Source organism: Rhizomicrobium sp. (assembly GCA_037200985.1).
Taxonomy (GTDB): Bacteria; Pseudomonadota; Alphaproteobacteria; order Micropepsales; family Micropepsaceae; genus Rhizomicrobium.
Genome location: JBBCGJ010000001.1, coordinates 873,362 through 888,744, shown reverse-complemented (window position 1 = coordinate 888,744; position 15,383 = coordinate 873,362). Strand labels below are relative to the sequence as shown.

The window sequence follows — 15,383 nt, the reverse complement described above, 5'->3', positions numbered from 1 at the left end:
TTTGCGCCGCGCGAGGCATCGCTTATGGTCGCGGCATTCGTCATTAAAACATCGTAAGCCATCGGGAGAACCGCCATGAAAGCCATGCTCTGCACGCATTACGGACCGCCGGAAGAGATGGAGCTGCGCGACGTGCCGTCGCCCGCGCCGGGCAAGGGCCAGGTTCTGATCGCGGTGAAGGCTTGCGGTGTAAATTTTCCCGACGTGCTGATGTTGGCGGACAAGTATCAGTTCAAGCCGGCATTACCCTTCCCGCCGGGCGGCGAGGTTGCCGGCGTCGTGACGGCGCTGGGCGAAGGGGTGAGCGGCATCGCGGTCGGCGACCGCGTCGCGGTGTCGATCGGCAATGGCGGCTTCGCGGAGCAGGTCGTCGCGGATGCGCGGCGCTGCGTGACGGTGCCGGCGAATGTCGGCTTCGAAGTCGCGAGCGCCTTCATCGTGACCTATGGCACGTCCTATCATGCGCTCAAGGACCGCGCGCGGCTGAAGGCCGGTGAGAGCCTGGTGGTGCTCGGCGCGGCCGGCGGCGTCGGACTGTCGGCGGTGGAGCTCGGCGTCGCGATGGGCGCCAAGGTGATAGCCGGCGCGTCGAGTCAGGAGAAGGTCGATCTTGCGATCCGCCACGGTGCCACGGCGGGATTTGTCTACCCCAAGCTGCCGCTGTCGCGCGACCAGCAGAAGGCGATATCCGACAAGATCAAGGAACTGACCGACGGCAAGGGCGCCGATGTGCTCTACGATCCGGTGGGCGACCAGTATGCCGAGCCGGCGCTGCGGGCGATGAACTGGGAGGGGCGCTATCTGGTGATCGGCTTCGCGGCCGGCGAGATCCCGAAGATCCCGCTGAACCTGACGCTGCTGAAAGGCTGCGACATCCTCGGCGTGTTCTGGGGCGCCTTCACGGCGCGCGATCCCAAGGCCGCCAACGACTCGCTGCGCGAAATCCTGGGCATGATCGCGGAGGGCAAGCTCCATCCCGACGTGTCGGCGACTTTTCCGCTGGCCGAGGCCGGGAAATCGATCCGTATGCTGATGGACCGCAAGGCGATGGGCAAGGTCGTGGTGACGATGGGCTGAATTCAGAAGCTCGACCAGCCCAATAAGGCGACGGCGAGGGCCATCAGCGCGGTCGCCAGCCAGCCGAGCACGATCAGCCAGCGCGGCAGGGTGGGACCCACGTCGGGGCTGGCCGCGACGATCATCATCGCCACCATGATCGGCACCGCGACCACGCCGTTGATCACCGCCGACCAGAACAGCATCGCGATGGGATCGATGCTTGTGAGCGTCAGGGCGGCGCCGGCCAGTGTCGCGGCGCTGACGATGGCGTAGAAGCCGATGGCGCGGTTGGCGGGAAGCTCCAGGCTGCCGCGCATGTGGAAGGACTCGGCCACCGCATAGGCCGCCGAGCCCGCCAAGACCGGCACCGCGAGCAGCCCGGTGCCGATGATGCCGGCCGCGAACAGCACGAAGGTGAAGGCGCCGGCGATCGGGCGCAGCGCCTCGGCGGCCTGGGCCGCGGTGTCGATCTTCGTGATGCCGTGGGCGTGCAGCGTCGCCGCGGTGGTGACGATGATGAAGAAGGCGATGGAGTTGGAGACCACCATGCCGAAGGCGGTGTCGACGGCGATGTGCCGGAAGGCGCCCTTGGTCAGGCTCGGCAGGCGGCGCGCGCCGTGGCGGTAGCTGAGATGGGATTCCTCCGCCTCCTGCGAAGCCTGCCAGAAGAAGAGGTAGGGGCTGATCGTGGTGCCGAACACCGCGACCACGGTGAGCAATTCATCCTTGCTCAGCGACAGCGAGGGCAGGAAGGTCGCCAGCAGCACCTGGCCCCAGGGGATGTTCACGCTGAACGCCACGGCGACATAGACGAAAAGAACCAGCGTCAGATATTTCATGTAGCCGGCGTAGCGGTGATAGGGGATGAACACCTCCGCCATCAGGCAGGCGACACCGAAGCCGATCGCATAGGCGACCGACGGCCCGCCGACGATGAGACGCAGGCCCTCCCCCATCGCCGCGAGATCGGCCGCGATGTTGAGCGTGTTGGCGATCACAAGCAGCGCCACGAGGCCGAGCAGCACCGGCGCCGGCAGGCGGCGGGCGATGTTGCTGGCGAGGCCCTTATGCGTGTCCCAGCCGATGCAGGCGCTGATGATCTGGATCGCCACCATGAAGGGCAGCGTGAGCAGCATGGTCCAGGTCAGGCCGTAGCCGAACTGCGCGCCGGCCTGGGAATAGGTGGCGATGCCGGAGGGATCGTCGTCGGCCGCGCCGGTGATGAGGCCCGGGCCAAGAACACGCAAGATATTGCGGGATTTGACCGCTTCGTCCGCCATCCATCCCGCTCGCGCTTGTGCCGCCCGCTCCAACTATCTACCTAATGCAGTAAAGGGAAAGGGGTTTCGCCGATGTCGGTTCTGGGCTGGATATTCTTCGGAGCGATCACCGGCTGGCTGGCCAGCCTGATCGTCAACAAGCGCGGCGAAGGCTGCATCCTCAACATCGCGCTCGGGCTGGTGGGCGCGGTGGTCGGCGGCCTGATCTTCCGCGCGCTGTCGGACTTCGACATGTTCCGCTTCAATCTCGTGTCGATGGTCGTGGCAATCCTGGGCGCGGTGATCGCGTTGTTCCTGTGGAACGCGGTGACGGGGCGGCGGACGCTGCGCTAGGCACGTTAGTGTCGCAATTCTTTCACCCGGGAATTAACCGCGCGAAAACCGCGTCTCGCTAGCGTGCCGCAGCCAATCACGGGATAGCGGGACATGTTGAACGAAGCCGAGACGGATTCGTCCAACTGGACCGCGGGCCAACTCGCCATCGCGATGCCGACCTTCTCGGTCGCCACGACCTGCGGCCAGGTCTTCGAATGGTTCGGCGACCGCCGCGACCAGGTTGCCGCGGCCGTCGTCGACGACGACGGCGCGGTGAAAGGCATCGTCAACCGCCTGCGATTCCTCGCACGCTACGCGCAGCCCTTCATCCCGGAGCTCTACGCCAAGCGCTCGATCCTGCAGCTGGCGAACGTTCGTCCGCTGGTGGTGGACGAGCACCTGAAGCTGACCGAACTCGGCAAGATGCTGACGCTGGACTGGCCGGATGCCCTGCGCGAGTGCTTCGTGGTGACGCGCGGCGGACGCTATCTCGGCATCGGAACCTGCGAGGCGCTGGTCAGCGGCAAGCTGCACCTTCTGCAGATGCGCGAGACCCAGCTCGCCCACGCGCTGGCGGACGCGCAGGCCGCGAACCGCGCCAAGTCGAGCTTCCTTGCGCTGATGAGCCACGAACTGCGCACGCCGCTGAACGCCATCATCGGCTTCTCGGAGGTCCTGGCGTCGGAGATGTTCGGCGCCCATGGCGTGCCGCGCTACCGCGAATATTCCGCCGACATCCACGGCGCGGGACAGCATCTTCTGGCGCTGATCAACGACATCCTCGACCTGTCGAAATCCGAGGCGGGCAAGATGGATCTGCGCTGCGAGCCCTTCGCCCTGGACGATCTCTTTCGCGACTGCCGCCGCATGGTGTCCGTGCGGGCGCAGGAAAGCGGCATCGACGTCGCGTTCGACCTGACGCCGGGGCTGCCGCAGCTCGACGCCGATCCGCGGCGCGTGAAGCAGATACTTCTCAACCTCCTCTCCAACGCGATCAAGTTCACGCCGGCCGGCGGGCATGTGCGCCTGAGCGCAATGCTGAGCGCGGAAGGCGGCATCTGTCTCAGCGTGAAGGACACCGGCATCGGCATGTCGACGGAGCAGATACCGCTCGCGCTGGAGCCCTTCCGCCAGATCGACTCCCCGCTGTCGCGCAGCCAGGAAGGCACCGGTCTCGGCCTGTCGCTGGTCAAGGCGCTGACCGAACAGCACGACGCGACCCTCGTCATCGAGAGCGCGGTGAACAAGGGCACCTGCGTGCGCGTGACGTTCCCGCGCGGCCGCTCCGTCTTCGCCGACGAGACGGCGGCGGCCTGACGCAAGGCCTTTTGGGCACGCCCTTCGCGGCGGCGATAGCGAGAACCCCGGGAATAGGCCGGATTCCGGCCGCCGTTCGAGCCCTGGTTGGCAGAGGACCCTAATAACCCTAAGATGCTATCTGCGTTTGGCCTGTGGGGGGCTCCGATGCGGATATTCTCTTCGACATCGCTGGCGGCGGCATTCTTGCTTGTCGCGACTTTCGCCGCATCGGCGCAGAAGGTCGACCAGCCAAAACCGTCCATCTACGAAAAGCCGAGCGCCGCGAACGGAACGGTCAAGGTGTGCAAGATCGCCGACTCTCCGGACATGATCGGCATTCCCTTCGAATTTTCCGACACCCAGGGCATCAACCGGTTCTTCGTCCCGGCGGGACCGGCGCCGGGCGGCTACTGCATCTTCGGCCGCTATCCCTATCCGATCGGCTCGACCGTCACGATCGTCGAGACGCCGACGCTCGGCTACACCGTCACCGACATCGCGACGGCGATCGCAGCCCGGCTCAAGGCCAAGGATCCGCAGCATGCGTCGGTGACGGTCGAAGTCGGGCCCGGCGTGACGGAAATCTTCTGGTATCAGCACCGGCTTCCCTTCGGCCCGCTGGAAATCTGCAAGCTCGGCAACGGCATCAGCGGCAATGCCGTCTTCAGCGTCGACGGCATGAAGGGGACCATCACCGTTCCCGCCGGCGCGTGCTCGCCGGCGATCCAGGTGCCGTCGGGTCCGGTCACCATCCGCGAAGTGCAGCCGCCGCCGGGCGCTGTGTGGACCAATGGCGGCTGCCGGACGCTTCCCGCCAATCGGCAGGTCGCGTGCGACGACACCGCCCATGCGTCGACGGTGCAGATCGTCGGCGGCGACAACTCGGTGCAGACGATCGCGATCATCACCGACCAGCCGAGCGGATCGAGCACGGTCTACGATCCGAACCATCCGGCGGAGCCCAATGGCGGCGGCGGCGCGAACGGACCGGCGATGCCGGACAACAACCCTCAGACGCCGATCGAACAGCCGCGATAGACGGTCCGCGCCGGCGCTGCGACAGGTTGCGCCCGGGCGCGGCCTTCGAACGCCTTCATTTTCCCAAGGCGCCGAGAAAATCCGCCAGTCCGATCACATCGGCCTGGCGCGGGAAGACCTTCTCCAGCAACACGCGGTGGACCTCCGGGTCCTGGTCGGCGCAGACATCGCCCAGCACGAACAGCCGGTAATCGTGGTCGGCGGCGTCGCGCAGCGTGGACAGCACCACGCCGCTGGTGGCGATGCCGGCGAGCACCAGCGTATCGATGCCGCGCGCGATAAGGCGTTCGGCAAGGTTGGTCGTGCTGAAGGCGCCGACGCGATGCTTGGTGAAGACTTCCTCATCGCTCGCCGGGGCGAGTGCGTCGTGGATCGCGGCGGGCGGCGTGCCGTCGGCGAGGAAGCGGCTCGACTTGAGCGCGGTGAAAGCCTTGTTGCGCGGCGAGACCGCGGCGTAGTCGGCCTCGGCGAAGGCGACGCGGACATGCATCACCGCCATGCCGGACGCCTTGGCCGCGGCGCGCGCCCGGGTGGCGCGCTCGAGCAGGGCCGGCCCGCCCTCGCCCACCATCCCGACGATGGCGTTCTGAAAGTCCATCAGGAGGAGCGCGGAACGCGCCGGATTGAAATCCGTCACCGCCCTACTCCGCCGCCGGCTTGTGGACGTAGATCTCGCCGCCACCCTGCTTGAACTCGGCCGCCTTCTTCGCCATCGCGGCGCGGATTTCGGCGGTGGACATCGAGTCGTTCGTGCCGCGCGCCGCGTCGCGGACTTCCTGGCTGATCTTCATCGAGCAGAATTTCGGGCCGCACATCGAGCAGAAATGCGCCACCTTGGCGCCATCGGCCGGCAGCGTCTCGTCGTGATAGGTCTGCGCCGTCTCCGGATCGAGCGCCAGGGCGAACTGGTCGCGCCAGCGGAATTCGAAGCGCGCCTTGCTCATCGCGTCGTCCCAGATCCGCGCCGCCGGATGGCCCTTGGCGAGGTCGGCGCCATGCGCCGCGATGCGGTAGGCGATCACGCCGGCCTTCACGTCGTCGCGGTCGGGCAGGCCCAGATGCTCCTTCGGCGTGACGTAGCAGAGCATGGCGCAGCCGAACCAGCCGATCATCGCCGCCCCGATGGCGCTGGTGATGTGGTCGTAGCCCGGCGCCACGTCGGTCGTCAGCGGCCCCAGCGTGTAGAACGGCGCCTCGTCGCAAGCCGCGAGCTGGCGGTCCATGTTCTCCTTGATCTTGTGCATCGGCACATGGCCGGGGCCTTCGATCATCGTCTGGACGTCGTGCTTCTGCGCGATCTTGTTGAGCTCGCCCAGCGTGTCGAGCTCGGCGAATTGCGCCGCGTCATTGGCGTCGGCGATGGAGCCGGGGCGCAGGCCGTCGCCCAGGCTGAACGACACGTCGTACTGCTTCAGCAGTTCGCAGATTTCCTCGAAATGCGTGTAGAGGAAATTCTCCTTGTGATGCGCCAGACACCATTTCGCCAGGATCGAGCCGCCGCGTGAAACGATGCCCGTGACGCGATCCGCGGTCAGCGGGATATGCGCGAGGCGCACGCCGGCATGGACGGTGAAATAGTCGACGCCCTGCTCGCACTGCTCGACCAGCGTGTCGCGGTAGATCTCCCAGGTCAGGTCCTCGGCGACGCCGCCGACCTTCTCCAGCGCCTGGTAGATCGGCACCGTGCCGATCGGCACCGGCGAATTCCTGATGATCCATTCGCGGATGGTGTGGATGTGCCGCCCGGTGGAAAGGTCCATCACGGTATCGGCACCCCAGCGGATCGACCAGACCAGCTTCTCCACCTCCTCCGCCACGCCGGAGGTGACGATGGAGTTGCCGATATTGGCGTTGACCTTGGTGAGGAAATTGCGGCCGATGATCATCGGCTCGGTCTCGGGATGGTTGATGTTGGCCGGGATGATGGCGCGGCCGCGGGCCACTTCGTCCCGCACGAATTCCGGCGTGATCTCGTTGGGGATCGATGCGCCGAAGGAATTGCCGTCGCGCTTCGGCGAGCGGCCGAGATTCTCGCGCGCCGCGATGTATTTCATCTCCTCGGTGATCAGGCCCTGGCGCGCATAATGGAGCTGGCTGACATTGCGGCCCGGCTTGGCGCGCAGCGGCTTGCGGCCGGCACGGTCGAATTGCGGCACGGAGAGCAGCTCGCCGCGCTTGAGCCCGTCATCCTCCGGCTTGCGGGCGCGGCCATCATATTCCTCCACATCGCCGCGCGCGAGGATCCAGGCGCGGCGCGCGGCGCCGAGGCCCTTGTCGATGTCGATCGCCGCCGTTTCGTCCGTATACGGACCTGATGTGTCGTAGAGGCGCACCGGCGCCTCGCCGCCGCTCAGGGCCACTTCGCGGAACGGCACGCCGTCCACCAGCACCTTCTTCGAGCCGGGCAGCGGCCCCCGCGTGACAGCAACGGATTTGGGATTCAAGATAGGCTTGTTCATCGCACCTCTCCCTACGCCGGTATGAGCCGGATCAGGTTCAAAGGGACTCGCGGGATTGCGATCTCAGCCGTTTCCGGCGCCCCTGGGATGGCGCGGAGACTAGTCGCGAATCCCGACATTGTCATCGGCAATGTCGCGATTCGCGACGCGGGGAACTATGGCCGCGCATGCCTCGGCTGGTACAAACCGAGCCTGCCGCCGCCGGGCAGCTTGATCCGGGTGAGATTGCCCCAGGGCTGCATCGCGGGCGGCTCGCAGGCCACGCCGGCCTTCTTGAGGCGCGCCATCTCGGCGTCGAGGTCGTCGGTCATCAGATAGAATTCGTGCCGGTCGTTCTCATCGGACGGATGAACCGCGATCTCCGCCGGCGGAAGCTTGAAGATCAGCCAGCCATGCCCGACATCGACATGCGCGAATTTCAGGATGTTCCGGAAGAAGGCTTTGTCCGCCTCGGCGTCCGTCGAATAGACGATGACATGCGCTCCGTTGATCATGGATCTTGCCCCTTTGTGGCCGCCGGCCAGTCTAATCCCGTCGGCGCGGGCGGCGCCAAATGTGTTAGTGTGGCCTTACAGGTTCGGCGAGGCGCCCGTGATCCCACCCATGCATCTTCATCCGGCGATGGCCCTGTTCCGCATCCTGGGCGTTCCCCAGCGCCTGGCGGTGTTCCAGCGCGTGGCGCGACGCCCCGCCTCCGCCGGCGACCTAGCGCAGGGGCTGCCCATCACCCGCGCCGCCGTGGTGCAGCATCTGACGGTCCTGCGCCGGCACGGCCTGGTTGAGCCCGTGACGGAAGGCCGCCGGCGCGTCTATCATGCGACCCCCAGGGGACTTTCGCCCCTGCGCGACTGGCTGACGCTCCACGACAAGAAGAACGCCCAAGAGGAACCATGCCCACCACCATCCGCCGCGCCACCGATGCCGATGCCGAAGAGACCGCAGCGGTCTTCACCGCCGCCTTTGCGAGCATGACCTTCGTACCCAAGCTGCACAGTGCCGAGGAGGACCGCGAATTCGTCCGCAACCTGATCGCCGACAAGGAAACCTGGGTCGCGGAACGCAACGGCCATGTCGTGGGCCTTGCCTGCGTCGATGGCGGCTGGCTGGAGCATCTCTATGTCCACCCGTCGCGGCACAACACCGGCACGGGCAGCCGGCTGTTCGAGACGGTGACGAAGCACCATCCGCAAGGCTTCCAGTTCTGGACCTTTCAGGCGAACGCCGGGGCGCGGCGGTTCTATGAGCGGCACGGCTGCGCCCTGGTGCGGCTCACCGACGGCGCCGACAACGAAGAGAAGACGCCGGACGCGCTTTATATCTGGCCGGCGCCTTAGGACCCGGCGATGGCGGCCGAGACGAACGTGAAGCTTCGCCGCCGCAGCCACGCGTTGGTTGGCATGGCCGTCTTTGCGCTGGCAACCGGCGCGGCAGCGATCGGCGCGCTTGCCATCGGCAGTCTGGCGATCGGCGCGCTGGGCATCGGCCGGGCACGGATCGGACGGCTGGAGATCGACGATCTGGTTGTCGGCCGGGCACGGATCGGACGGCTGGAGATCGACGATCTGGTTGTCGGCCGCATCCACTTCGCGCCGCGTCGCGGCCGACGCTAACGCTGTACCCAAGATCGAACGGTCGCTATCCTTCGTGTCGTCTGGTTGGGGGACATCATGAGCGACAACGCAAAGCCGTTGGACCTGCGGTCCGGTGAATCGCGGACGGACGATGAACTATCCGGCATCGGCGGCTGGCTGATCCTTCCGCCGATCCATCTTGCCGTCGATGCCATCGTCTTCGCGCTTCTCTTCGTGGATTTGGCGAAGACCTCCGCGACCGCCGGCACGGGTAGCGCGGGGCCTTCCGCACTGGCGCTGGCCGCGTCCACGATCTTTTTTCTGTTCGATGCGGCGGTCGTCGTCTATGCGCTCTATTGCCTGGTCCGCTTCTTTCAGAAGAAACATCAGGTGCCAAGGCTAATGATCATTTTCTATTCGCTCGTCATCGCCAAGGCGGTCGTCAACCTGTCGCTACTGCTGATATTCCCCGACCTGGTCCAAAATCCGGACAAGGACATGTTCGGCGCCTGGAAGGGCGTCATCCAAGCGGTGATCGCCGGCGCGGTGTGGATTTCCTATTTCCAGGCCTCGGTGCGGGTCGCCAACACTTTCACGCGCTGAGGATCAATTCGAACTCGATTTCGTGGCGGATGGCGATGCCGTCTTCGCCGGTCGCCGGAATCTCGGGCTTGAGCTTGCGCGCCTCGCCGACCGCGCCGCGATAAAGTGCCACCATGTCCCAGCCGCGCTTCTGGTAGAAGCGGAGGGCGCGGATGTTGTCGTTGGTGGTCACGAGGAACAGGCGACGGACGCCTTCCGCGCGCGCCAACGCCGCGACGGCGTCGAGCAGGGTCGTGCCCACGCCTCGGTTCTCGAGCGCGCTATCGAGCGTGACGATCTCGATGGCGTCGCCATCGCGGACGAAGGTCACGGCGCCGAGCAATTCCCCGCCCGCCTCCGCGACGAAGCCTTCGAGCGCAAGCGGGTCGTGCAGACGCCCGCGCGCCACCACAACGGGCGCGCCGAAATGCGCGGTCCAGAGCGCCGCAAGGTCGTCACGGTCTTGCGCCCGCTTCGGGCGGACAGCGGTCACGACGCTGCGAAGGCGCGGAATTCGCCGATGACGGATTTGACCGCGGCCGTAACGATCTTGCCGCCGGCTTCGGCGTTCGCCTGGGACGGATCGGAGCCGATGCGGCCGTCGGGGAAGCGGCGGCGGTAATCCTCCGCGTCGTAGATCGGGCCGTTGGGCGCGATTTTCGGCGTCATCGCCACGCTCTTGATCGCCTCGGGATAACCGAAATAGGTGACGGAAACCTCCGACGGCGTCGCATGGCTGCCCTCTCCCACCGGAAAGAGCTGGCGGCACAAATCCATCACGCCGCCCAGTTCCCACCAATTGCGCAGCATGCAGCGCAGCGGCGGCTTGTTCGAACCCTGATCGCCGAAGGTGACGCCGTGATACATCTCCGAGAACGCCGCGGTGATGGTGGCGATGTTGCCGCCATGGCCGTTCAGCCAATAGATGCGCTCGAAGCCGTGGCGCGTCAGCGACTGCGCCCAGTCGGTCATCGCCGCGATCATGGTCGAGGGTCTGAGCGTGATCGTGCCGGGGAACGCCATGTGATGCTGCGCCTGGCCGACATTGAAGGTCGGGCCGATCAGGATGCCGGCCTCGTCGCCGGCGCGGCGCGCGATGATTTCCGGGCAGAGCGCATCGGTGCCGAGCAGGCCGTTGGGGCCATGCTGCTCCGTCGAGCCGATGGGGATCACGATCGCCTTGGATTTGGCGAGATAGGCCTCGATTTCAGGCCAGGCGGAGAGATGAAGCTGCATTCAGTTGCTTTCGAGTATTTTTGAGAGCTTGTCGAGGGCCTTCTTCCACGCGGCGCGTTCGGTCTCCACCGCGTCGCCATCCGCAAGTTTGCCGATGTCGAACGCGACCTGCGCCTTGCCGTTGCCCTTGGCGTAGAAGCCGATCGCGATGCGCGCCTCCGTCTTCCATTTGGCGCGGAGATATTTGTTCTGCGTGCGCGACGTCTCCTCGAACGCGCCGGCGGGCAGCCATTTGGACCAGGCTTTCGCATCGGTCACGACCGCGTAGAGCTTCGCCAGCGGCACCGGGAACACCTTGGTCACGCCGACCGAGAACTCGCCGTCGCATTTCTGGTTGGCGGCGCGGATGCCGCGGGCGCGCTCATAGGACACCGCGATCATCTGGCCCCACCACGGCCCCGGCTTGAACTTTTTGTCCAGCAGCGCGGTGATGCCCTTGTGGTCGAGCCCGGCCGCGCCCGCCTTGTCGAGCGCCGCGAACCACCAGTCCCAGCCATGGCCGGTCTTCGCCGCGATGCCCGCGTCGGTCATGATCGGCTTCGCCCGCTTGGCCGCCGCCCTGGGCTTCGCCGCTTGCCCCTTTCCCGCCATGGCTTAGTCTCTCTCGATCGCCATCCGATCATATGCAATTTCGAGGAATTCTCCCATGCACTCCGATTCGAAAAAGGGGCCCCTGCACGGCGTCACGGTCATCGACCTGACGAGCTTCATCTTCGGCCCCTATGCCACCCAGACGCTGGGCGATCTGGGCGCCGAGGTGATCAAGATCGAGGCCCCGGGCGGCGACAAGCAGCGCTTCGGCTTCAAGCAGAACAAATCCAAGGACATGGGCTCGACCTTCATGATGCTCGGCCGCAACAAAAGGTCGGTGACGCTCGACCTCAAGGTCGAGGAAGACCGCGAGAAGCTGCGCGCCCTGCTGCCGACGGCGCAGGTGTTCATCCACAATGTCCGTACCAGCGCGATGGACCAGCTCGGCTTCGGCTATGAGCAGGTACATGCGGTGAACCCGTCCATGGTCTATGTCCATTGCGTCGGCTACGGCTCGGAAGGGCCCTATGGCGGGCGGCAGGCGTTCGACGATCTGGTGCAGGCGGCGAGCGGCGGCGCCGATATGATCCTCGACGGCAACGGCGAGAGCACGATGCGGATGTTCCCGTCCTATGTCGCCGACAAGGTCAGCGGGCTGCACGCGCTCTACGCGACGCTGGCCGCCCTCTTTCATCGCGAGCGCACCGGCGAGGGCCAGTTCGTCGAGGTGCCGATGCTGGAGAGCTATACGAGCTTCCTGATGGTCGAGCATCTCTACGGCGCCGCCTTCGAGCCGGTGATGGGCCATGTCGGCTCGACCCCGGCACTCGCGCCGGACCGCGCCTGCTTCCGCACCAAGGACGGCTGGGTCGCCACCATGCCCTCGGGCCGCGAGGGCGCGGACACTTTCCTGAAGCTCGGCGGCATCGCCGACTTCTACAACAGCGAGGAATTCGTTTCGCTGAAGACCGCGAAGGAGAAGGTCGCGCTCTACAACAAGGCGATGCGGCAGGCGGCGCTGACGCACACGACCGAGGAATGGATGGACCTGGGCGAGCGCCACCGCATCCCGATCATGCGCGCCAACAAGATGGACGACGTGCTGGAGGACCCGCATCTGAAGGCGGTGGGATTCTTCGAGGTGTTGCCGCACGAGACGGAAGGCCAGTGGCGCTCGATGAAGCCGCCGGTCAAATTCTCCAAGACGCCGGCGAGCGTGCGGAGCAATCCGGAGAAGCCTGGCGCGAGCACGGAGGCAGTGCTGGGGCGGGTTGGTAAGGCGGCGGGATAGACGGAATCTTGCCCAACCGCGTCATTTTGTATACAATGTGTACAACTGAATACGAGGTACACAATGACCGCCACCAAGTCCGTCACGATCACTGCCCGGGTGCCCGCCGCATTGGCCAAGAAGCTCGAAGCCTATGCCAAGGCGGCGAAGCGCACGCGCTCCTGGGTGATCGAAGACATCCTTGACCGCTATGTCGACAACGAGATGGCGATCGTCGAAGCCGTGAACGAAGGCATCCGCGAACTCGATGCCGGGCTTGGCGTGCCGCACGAGGAAGTGTTCCGTAAACTTCGCGAAAAGTCGGCGGCGCGTCGGAAAGCCATGGGCAAGAAAGCCGCATGAAGGTCATCTGGTCGCCGCGCGCGGAACGGGATCTGGACGAAGTTTGGGAGTACATCGCCGCGGACAGCGTGGACACGGCGGATAGAATTGTCGAACGCCTCAGGTCGATTTCGGATTTGCTGACCGAGCACCCCCATATAGGGCGCAGCGGGCGAATAACCGACACGCGCGAACTCGTCGTTACCGGAACGCCTTATATTCTGATCTATCGTGTCGGCCCGGACCGTATCGATATCGCCTATGTCCTTCACGGCGCACGCAAATGGCCGCCCTGACGTGACCCCAAGCCTTCTTGAACCGCCCGCCCGCCCCCGCCAATATCGCGGCAAACAAGCTGGGAAACGCCATGTCCGACACCCTGATCCCCGTTCCGAAGGAATGGAAGGAGCGCGCCTATATCGACCGCGCCAAATATGAGGCGATGTACGAACGCTCGATCAAGGACCCCGACGGGTTCTGGGGCGAACAGGCCAAGCGGATCGACTGGATCAAGCCCTTCATGAAGGTGAAGAACGTCTCGTGGGATCCGGACGATCTGCACATCAAATGGTTCGAGGACGGCACGCTGAACATTTCGGCTAACTGCGTCGACCGGCACCTGCCCAAGCGCGCCAGACAGACGGCGATCATCTGGGAGGGCGACGATCCGGCCGAGTCCAAGCACATCACCTATGAGGAGTTGCACCGCGAAGTCTGCCGCTTCGCCAATGTGCTGAAAGCCCAGGGCGTCAAAAAGGGCGACCGCGTCACCATCTACCTGCCGATGATCCCGGAGACCGCCTACGCCATGCTCGCCTGCGCCCGCATCGGCGCGGTGCATTCGGTGGTGTTCGCCGGCTTCTCGCCGGACAGCATCGCCGGACGCATCACGGACTGCGCCTCGACCATCGTGCTCACGGCGGATGAGGGCCTGCGCGGCGGCAAGCCCATCCCGCTCAAGAAGAACACCGACGAGGCGCTGGCAAAGTGCCCCGACGTGACGTCGGTTATCGTGGTGAAGCGCACCGGCGGCACCGTCGACATGAAGGACGGACGCGATGTCTGGTATCACGAGGCGGCGGCGAAGGTGTCGGCGGATTGTCCGTTCGAGGAGATGGGTGCGGAGGATCCGCTGTTCATCCTCTACACCTCCGGCTCGACCGGAAAGCCCAAGGGCGTGCTGCACACCACGGGCGGCTACGCCATGTACACCGCGTTCACGCATCAATACGTGTTCGACTACCATGACGGCGACGTCTACTGGTGCACGGCCGATGTCGGCTGGGTGACGGGGCACAGCTACATCGTCTACGGCCCGCTCGCCAACGGCGCCACGACGCTGATGTTCGAAGGCGTGCCGAACCATCCCACGACCTCACGCTTCTGGGAGGTGATCGACAAGCACAAGGTCAACATCTTCTATACCGCGCCGACCGCGCTGCGCGCCCTGATGCGCGAAGGCGACGGGCCGGTGAAGACGACCAGCCGCGCCAGCCTGCGCCTGCTCGGCAGCGTCGGCGAGCCGATCAATCCGGAAGCGTGGGCGTGGTATCACCGTGTCGTCGGCGACGGGCGCTGCCCCATCGTCGACACCTGGTGGCAGACCGAGACCGGCGGGATCCTAATCTCGCCCCTGCCCGGCGCGACCGACCTGAAACCCGGCTCGGCAACCAAGCCCTTGTTCGGCGTGCGGCCGCAACTGGTGGATGCCGACGGCAATGTGCTGGAGGGCGCGGTCAGCGGCAATCTGTGCCTGCTCGATTCCTGGCCCGGGCAGATGCGCACGGTCTATGGCGATCACCAGCGCTTCATCGACACGTACTTCAAGACCTATCGAGGCAAGTATTTCACCGGCGACGGCTGCCGCCGCGACGAGGACGGCTATTACTGGATCACCGGCCGGGTCGACGACGTGATCAACGTCTCGGGCCATCGCCTCGGCACCGCCGAGGTCGAGAGCGCGCTGGTGGCGCATCACGACGTAGCGGAAGCCGCGGTGGTCGGCTATCCGCACGACATCAAAGGCCAAGGCATCTATGCCTATGTGACGCTGAAGGTCGGCGTGCAGCCGAGCGAGGCGCTCAACCACGAGCTCAAACAGTGGGTCGGCAAGGAGATCGGCCCGATCGCCAGGCCCGACGTCATCCAGTTCGCGCCCGGTCTGCCCAAGACGCGCTCCGGCAAGATCATGCGTCGCATCCTGCGCAAGATCGGCGAAGGCGACACGTCGAATCTCGGCGACACATCCACGCTCGCCGATCCCAGCGTGGTGGCGGACCTGGTGAAGAACGCGGTCGTCAAGTCTTGATCGCACGTTTGCGCGCCATCGTGATTGCGTCGCAAGCGGACGAACATTGTAAATTTTCTCTGCGCGGTTTCACCGCATAGCCAATGTCGTGCT

The 15,383-nt window shown here is 65.5% G+C and carries 18 protein-coding genes and 1 riboswitch; of the genes, 11 read left to right on the top strand and 7 right to left on the bottom strand.

Annotated features, from left to right (window positions below; translation table 11 throughout):
• Positions 1 to 75 precede the first annotated feature (75 nt).
• Positions 76 to 1,077 (top strand): NADPH:quinone oxidoreductase family protein, encoded by a 1,002-nt coding sequence (locus tag WDN01_04025; GenBank protein MEJ0025177.1) that lies wholly within the window; start codon positions 76 to 78, stop codon positions 1,075 to 1,077.
• A 2-nt stretch (positions 1,078 to 1,079) separates the two neighbouring features.
• Here the strand turns inward: WDN01_04025 and WDN01_04020 are convergent, their stop codons facing one another.
• On the bottom strand, positions 1,080 to 2,339 hold the full coding sequence (locus WDN01_04020) for a divalent metal cation transporter (GenBank protein ID MEJ0025176.1): 1,260 nt from the start codon (positions 2,337 to 2,339) through the stop codon (positions 1,080 to 1,082).
• Positions 2,340 to 2,411: 72 nt separating this feature from the next.
• Here WDN01_04020 and WDN01_04015 point away from each other — a divergent pair, with 72 nt between their 5' ends.
• The 3 genes from WDN01_04015 (at position 2,412) to WDN01_04005 (ending at position 4,991) form a co-directional block, all read left to right on the top strand.
• Positions 2,412 to 2,672: a GlsB/YeaQ/YmgE family stress response membrane protein gene (locus WDN01_04015; GenBank protein ID MEJ0025175.1), complete on the top strand. Its 261-nt coding sequence runs from the start codon at positions 2,412 to 2,414 to the stop codon at positions 2,670 to 2,672.
• Positions 2,673 to 2,765: 93 nt separating this feature from the next.
• Positions 2,766 to 3,971 (top strand): HAMP domain-containing sensor histidine kinase, encoded by a 1,206-nt coding sequence (locus WDN01_04010; protein ID MEJ0025174.1) that lies wholly within the window; start codon positions 2,766 to 2,768, stop codon positions 3,969 to 3,971.
• 147 nt (positions 3,972 to 4,118) lie between these two features.
• Positions 4,119 to 4,991 (top strand): hypothetical protein, encoded by an 873-nt coding sequence (locus tag WDN01_04005; protein ID MEJ0025173.1) that lies wholly within the window; start codon positions 4,119 to 4,121, stop codon positions 4,989 to 4,991.
• A 55-nt stretch (positions 4,992 to 5,046) separates the two neighbouring features.
• Here the strand turns inward: WDN01_04005 and WDN01_04000 are convergent, their stop codons facing one another.
• The 3 genes from WDN01_04000 to WDN01_03990 form a co-directional block, all read right to left on the bottom strand.
• Positions 5,047 to 5,628, bottom strand: coding sequence for an isochorismatase family cysteine hydrolase (locus WDN01_04000; GenBank protein MEJ0025172.1), 582 nt, complete (start codon positions 5,626 to 5,628; stop codon positions 5,047 to 5,049).
• A 4-nt stretch (positions 5,629 to 5,632) separates the two neighbouring features.
• Complete coding sequence (thiC, locus tag WDN01_03995; GenBank protein MEJ0025171.1) at positions 5,633 to 7,450, bottom strand: phosphomethylpyrimidine synthase ThiC; 1,818 nt, start codon at positions 7,448 to 7,450, stop codon at positions 5,633 to 5,635.
• Positions 7,442 to 7,544, bottom strand: a riboswitch (TPP riboswitch). (Overlaps the previous gene by 9 nt.)
• 61 nt (positions 7,545 to 7,605) lie before the next feature.
• Positions 7,606 to 7,944, bottom strand: coding sequence for a hypothetical protein (locus WDN01_03990; GenBank protein MEJ0025170.1), 339 nt, complete (start codon positions 7,942 to 7,944; stop codon positions 7,606 to 7,608).
• Between the two features lie 396 nt (positions 7,945 to 8,340).
• Here WDN01_03990 and WDN01_03985 point away from each other — a divergent pair, with 396 nt between their 5' ends.
• From WDN01_03985 to WDN01_03975, 3 genes are read left to right on the top strand one after another with little or no spacing between them, the layout of a single operon-like run.
• A complete protein-coding gene (locus WDN01_03985) occupies positions 8,341 to 8,784 on the top strand; it encodes a GNAT family N-acetyltransferase (protein ID MEJ0025169.1) in 444 nt (147 codons plus the stop codon).
• Positions 8,785 to 8,793: 9 nt separating this feature from the next.
• The gene (locus WDN01_03980; GenBank protein MEJ0025168.1) at positions 8,794 to 9,060 is read left to right on the top strand and encodes a hypothetical protein; all 267 of its coding nucleotides are present in this window, start codon (positions 8,794 to 8,796) and stop codon (positions 9,058 to 9,060) included.
• 57 nt (positions 9,061 to 9,117) lie between these two features.
• Entirely contained in the window at positions 9,118 to 9,624 is a 507-nt protein-coding gene (locus tag WDN01_03975) for a DUF2569 domain-containing protein (protein ID MEJ0025167.1), read from the top strand.
• Here the strand turns inward: WDN01_03975 and WDN01_03970 are convergent.
• Genes WDN01_03970 through WDN01_03960 form a run of 3 tightly spaced genes read right to left on the bottom strand, consistent with a single transcriptional unit; the run spans position 9,614 to position 11,430 of the window.
• Positions 9,614 to 10,096 (bottom strand): GNAT family N-acetyltransferase, encoded by a 483-nt coding sequence (locus WDN01_03970; GenBank protein MEJ0025166.1) that lies wholly within the window; start codon positions 10,094 to 10,096, stop codon positions 9,614 to 9,616. The two genes, WDN01_03975 and WDN01_03970, sit on opposite strands and share 11 nt — an antisense overlap.
• On the bottom strand, positions 10,093 to 10,839 hold the full coding sequence (locus tag WDN01_03965) for a creatininase family protein (protein ID MEJ0025165.1): 747 nt from the start codon (positions 10,837 to 10,839) through the stop codon (positions 10,093 to 10,095). The genes WDN01_03970 and WDN01_03965 overlap by 4 nt, the downstream gene beginning before the upstream one ends.
• Complete coding sequence (locus WDN01_03960; protein ID MEJ0025164.1) at positions 10,840 to 11,430, bottom strand: hypothetical protein; 591 nt, start codon at positions 11,428 to 11,430, stop codon at positions 10,840 to 10,842. It lies immediately after the preceding gene.
• Positions 11,431 to 11,485: 55 nt separating this feature from the next.
• On the opposite strand from WDN01_03960, the gene WDN01_03955 reads away from it, so the two are divergent.
• The 4 genes from WDN01_03955 to acs all read left to right on the top strand — a co-directional run bounded on the left by WDN01_03955 (position 11,486) and on the right by acs (position 15,290).
• A complete protein-coding gene (locus WDN01_03955) occupies positions 11,486 to 12,661 on the top strand; it encodes a CoA transferase (protein ID MEJ0025163.1) in 1,176 nt (391 codons plus the stop codon).
• A gap of 63 nt (positions 12,662 to 12,724) precedes the next feature.
• On the top strand, positions 12,725 to 13,003 hold the full coding sequence (locus WDN01_03950) for a ribbon-helix-helix protein, CopG family (GenBank protein ID MEJ0025162.1): 279 nt from the start codon (positions 12,725 to 12,727) through the stop codon (positions 13,001 to 13,003).
• Positions 13,000 to 13,278, top strand: a complete 279-nt coding sequence (locus tag WDN01_03945) for a type II toxin-antitoxin system RelE/ParE family toxin (GenBank protein ID MEJ0025161.1) — start codon at positions 13,000 to 13,002, stop codon at positions 13,276 to 13,278. Before WDN01_03950 ends, WDN01_03945 begins: the two co-directional genes overlap by 4 nt.
• 71 nt (positions 13,279 to 13,349) lie before the next feature.
• Positions 13,350 to 15,290 (top strand): acetate--CoA ligase, encoded by a 1,941-nt coding sequence (gene acs, locus WDN01_03940; GenBank protein MEJ0025160.1) that lies wholly within the window; start codon positions 13,350 to 13,352, stop codon positions 15,288 to 15,290.
• Positions 15,291 to 15,383: the final 93 nt, after the last annotated feature.

Coding starts and splice junctions, on each gene's coding strand:
- WDN01_03985 (MEJ0025169.1), top strand. CDS start 8,341: ATGCCCACCACCATCCGCCGCGCCACCGATGCCGATGCCGAAGAGACC.
- WDN01_04010 (MEJ0025174.1), top strand. CDS start 2,766: ATGTTGAACGAAGCCGAGACGGATTCGTCCAACTGGACCGCGGGCCAA.
- WDN01_04005 (MEJ0025173.1), top strand. CDS start 4,119: ATGCGGATATTCTCTTCGACATCGCTGGCGGCGGCATTCTTGCTTGTC.
- thiC (MEJ0025171.1), bottom strand. CDS start 7,450: ATGAACAAGCCTATCTTGAATCCCAAATCCGTTGCTGTCACGCGGGGG.
- WDN01_03980 (MEJ0025168.1), top strand. CDS start 8,794: ATGGCGGCCGAGACGAACGTGAAGCTTCGCCGCCGCAGCCACGCGTTG.
- acs (MEJ0025160.1), top strand. CDS start 13,350: ATGTCCGACACCCTGATCCCCGTTCCGAAGGAATGGAAGGAGCGCGCC.
- WDN01_04020 (MEJ0025176.1), bottom strand. CDS start 2,339: ATGGCGGACGAAGCGGTCAAATCCCGCAATATCTTGCGTGTTCTTGGC.
- WDN01_03960 (MEJ0025164.1), bottom strand. CDS start 11,430: ATGGCGGGAAAGGGGCAAGCGGCGAAGCCCAGGGCGGCGGCCAAGCGG.
- WDN01_03965 (MEJ0025165.1), bottom strand. CDS start 10,839: ATGCAGCTTCATCTCTCCGCCTGGCCTGAAATCGAGGCCTATCTCGCC.
- WDN01_03990 (MEJ0025170.1), bottom strand. CDS start 7,944: ATGATCAACGGAGCGCATGTCATCGTCTATTCGACGGACGCCGAGGCG.
- WDN01_03955 (MEJ0025163.1), top strand. CDS start 11,486: ATGCACTCCGATTCGAAAAAGGGGCCCCTGCACGGCGTCACGGTCATC.
- WDN01_04015 (MEJ0025175.1), top strand. CDS start 2,412: ATGTCGGTTCTGGGCTGGATATTCTTCGGAGCGATCACCGGCTGGCTG.
- WDN01_03950 (MEJ0025162.1), top strand. CDS start 12,725: ATGACCGCCACCAAGTCCGTCACGATCACTGCCCGGGTGCCCGCCGCA.
- WDN01_03975 (MEJ0025167.1), top strand. CDS start 9,118: ATGAGCGACAACGCAAAGCCGTTGGACCTGCGGTCCGGTGAATCGCGG.
- WDN01_03945 (MEJ0025161.1), top strand. CDS start 13,000: ATGAAGGTCATCTGGTCGCCGCGCGCGGAACGGGATCTGGACGAAGTT.
- WDN01_04025 (MEJ0025177.1), top strand. CDS start 76: ATGAAAGCCATGCTCTGCACGCATTACGGACCGCCGGAAGAGATGGAG.